General features: G+C 40.8%; 3 protein-coding genes and 1 pseudogene. All 4 read right to left on the bottom strand.

Annotated features, from left to right (window positions below; all coding sequences use genetic code 11):
- A pseudogene (locus BBW68_RS15315) lies at window positions 1–134 on the bottom strand (helix-turn-helix domain-containing protein); the annotation flags it as partial.
- Between the two features lie 125 nt (window positions 135–259).
- Window positions 260–1420: an O-antigen ligase family protein gene (locus BBW68_RS00970; protein WP_070133626.1), complete on the bottom strand. Its 1161-nt coding sequence runs from the start codon at window positions 1418–1420 to the stop codon at window positions 260–262.
- Window positions 1410–2306, bottom strand: a complete 897-nt coding sequence (locus BBW68_RS00965) for a sugar glycosyltransferase (RefSeq protein WP_070133625.1) — start codon at window positions 2304–2306, stop codon at window positions 1410–1412. The genes BBW68_RS00970 and BBW68_RS00965 overlap by 11 nt, the downstream gene beginning before the upstream one ends.
- Before the next feature lie 265 nt (window positions 2307–2571).
- A partial coding sequence (locus BBW68_RS00960) for an ATP-binding protein (RefSeq protein ID WP_186821237.1) occupies window positions 2572–3023 on the bottom strand: 452 nt, incomplete at its 5' end.

Here is a 3023-nt window from a genome sequence, read left to right as displayed (position 1 = left end):
TTACGGCGCAGTTCCCGCGAGACTGTTGACTTACAGACGCCTAACCGGCGACCAATCTCGGCCTGACTAACTTTGTCTTCACACAACAGAGCTATCTGGTATCGTAATCCTTCGGTTCACTGCTGATATTTCATAGTTACTCGCTCATCTTTAGTCGGAAGAGCAGGATAGCTTATCGGTAGCTAACCGTCCCTCCATCTACATGACCGAGCGTTGCACTTATTATCTGAATTCGCGGTGTACCCATTTATAATGACTATTAACGTTTAGGTAGTGCCATAACGACTGCTAACGGCAGCCAGAACATAATCCAAGGTCCGCTAGGGTTACTGATTAAAAACATACCCTGAGTGGCATAGAACATCAGACTGAAAACGAACATTGTGGCTTCAAGAGACTGATTTGCTTTGATTTGCCTCCAAGCCATATATAAGCCAAAGACAATCACGCTTAGCAGTAGTAACGCACCAATAATTCCACCCTTTACTAGCGTTGCAAAGTACAGGCTATGGGTGGTTCGGACTCGTTGTCCTATTTCATTAACAAAATTGATTTCCTGATTGAATCCCCATCCAAACCAAGGTTTTTGCTGAACGTAGGTAAGTGCATTTTCCCAAATACCAAAACGAATATAACCTTGGGAATAACTCTCTTCTAATCGATTTAATAATATGTAGTCAGCACCTGAGAATATTAATAAGAGTAAGATGGCAAGCACAATCAATCCAGTTATAAACAAATGACCAAGATGAACGCACTTAAATAATAGCACTAAAGGTATGCATGAAATTATAAGAGAGAAAAGCGGCCCACGACTTTGTGTTAGTAATATACCAATAAACAAAAACGCGACCGGAAGATACAGCCACTTATTACCCGTTTCTCTAATTAATATTAGACCACAAAACATGCCAATCCCATAATAACCAGCCATGTCGATTACATTTTTAGGTGCAAGTGAAAAACCATTTTGTAAGCGCATTGTAAGAAATGCATGTTTATCAACAAAAATCAAGGTTAGAATACACAATAGTATTGTGGAAGAGAAAATAAGTGCTAGCATTGTATTTTTATTTTCGTAAAGCGTAGAAAAATAAAAGAGCACTATAAAAACCGTAATATAAAAACTATGTTTTAATTCTGACGTTAAAGTGTTTGGCTCCGACCCCCATAAGTTACTAAGTGAGAAGTAAGCTAAGAAAATGGCAATGACTATTAGTCCGAAATTAAAGGTTGGGTTGCGGAATAACTTATCACGATAGTCTTTATTGTAAATAGTTGCAATTCCAAGAAATAATGCAATGTGAAATGCATTGTTAACTTTTCCGAGACCACCTAATACAGGTAAAAGCAACAGGAACAACCCATAAAAGAAGAGGAGGGGTTTACTTAAAGTTTTTTTTCTATCATTAAACGTCATTGGGGTTAACCTTTCTAAAAATAGAGCTATCTAACGCGCTGTGCAGCGAAAGATTCAAAACTTCAATTTCTTTAGATTCTAATTCATTTCTAGCATGTATAAAGGCTGGTTTAATCAAAGCAGTAAATTGACTTTCTAGGTAACAAGGAGAAATATCATCTTTTTTTTCATAAAACCTTGGTTGCTGAAAATTATTCATATCCAAACCTGCGATGATTACTCTATTGAATCCTATAAACTGTATAATTTGTAATGACCAATAGACTACGGTAGCAGCGTCAAAAATTCCTTTGCGAATATCATGATTAAAAGCAATGCTTTTATCTTCTTTCCATAATCTAACGCTCTTCTCATGCTGCCAATGAAGAGATATTTCGTGGTTAAAAACCGTTGGTTGAAAAATCTTCATACAGGCATCTTCTATTATTGCTACCTGACAACTAATGGCGAATTGGCCAAAGTGATCAATAATTTTAACAATGCCATGGACTGTTGTGAAAAAGAGGAGGTCAGGATCGCTAATCACCTCTTCAATCATACTCAGTCTTTGATCGATAAATGTCATATCAACGATAACAAAAAATTTAAAATTTATTTTATCGCTCAAAAACCATGAACCATTTACTCCCATCGCTGGTAGCGATTGGAGAGGAGTAAAGTCGGTTTCATTAACCGATGGGCCGGAGGCAACAATCAGCAAATCTCCTGAATATTTTTTTTGGAGATCGGACAGGTTGACAATGGGAACACGCTTCCCACGCAAGCTCAAACTGTTGATATAACCTTCACTGGCGCGAGTGATTTTCACATACGGCCAGAGATTCTCATTATGCCTGTAGCGACGGGGATGAGTGTATCGGTAGATTTGTTTAAAAAAAGTTCCCATTTGACTTCATTGTCCTCATGCGTTTTGCTGCATCCATTTGAGATAGCAAACGTCTTAGGGGGGTGGGCTCGCATCCTCAAGCTGAGGTAAGACAAGGCAGCCATACTCTATGCTGTAACTGGTAAGGTAACAACTAACCCGTTCCATTTTACATTGCCTCAACGAAGTATCCAGCAAAGTTGTCTAAAAAATCATGTCAGTGGCAGAACGTAGCGCCCTTAAGGGTGTGTCAATACCGATCGAATTCTGACCCACCCCCTTTGAATTACTCGAACGTTGTTGCTTTCGTTTTCTTCTGGATTTGACCGCTTTTCAGCTTATCCTTCAGTCGGTAGCTTTGGCCGCTGATTTGGGCGATATGCGCATGGTGAAGCAGCCGATCCAGCATCGCTGCCGTCAGCGTTTCGTCATCACCAAACGTTCCGGACCACTGAGTAAACGGCAGGTTGCTGGTCAGGATCACGCTGCCTGACTCATAGCGTTTAGCAACGACCTGAAAGAACAGGTTCGCCTCCATTTTACCGAACGGCAGATAGCCCACTTCGTCAATGATCAACAGCTTAGGCTTACCTACAACGCGGTTCAGGTAGCCCTTCAGGTCACCCTGACGGTGTGACGCCATCAGTTGCAGCATCATGTCGGCGGCGGTAATGAACCGGATGCTTAACCCCGCCATCGCGGCTTTATAGCCAATGGTGGTCGCCAGGTGCGTTTTGC

The sequence above is a fragment of the Candidatus Erwinia dacicola genome (assembly GCF_001756855.1).
Lineage (GTDB): Bacteria > Pseudomonadota > Gammaproteobacteria > Enterobacterales > Enterobacteriaceae > Erwinia > Erwinia dacicola.
Note: the sequence above shows the minus strand (reverse complement) of the source record. Positions and strands in the feature narration are given on the sequence as shown.

Excerpts from the sequence above, each read along its gene's own strand:
- BBW68_RS00970 (WP_070133626.1), bottom strand. The coding sequence starts at position 1,420 with ATGACGTTTAATGATAGAAAAAAAACTTTAAGTAAACCCCTCCTCTTC.
- BBW68_RS00965 (WP_070133625.1), bottom strand. The coding sequence starts at position 2,306 with ATGGGAACTTTTTTTAAACAAATCTACCGATACACTCATCCCCGTCGC.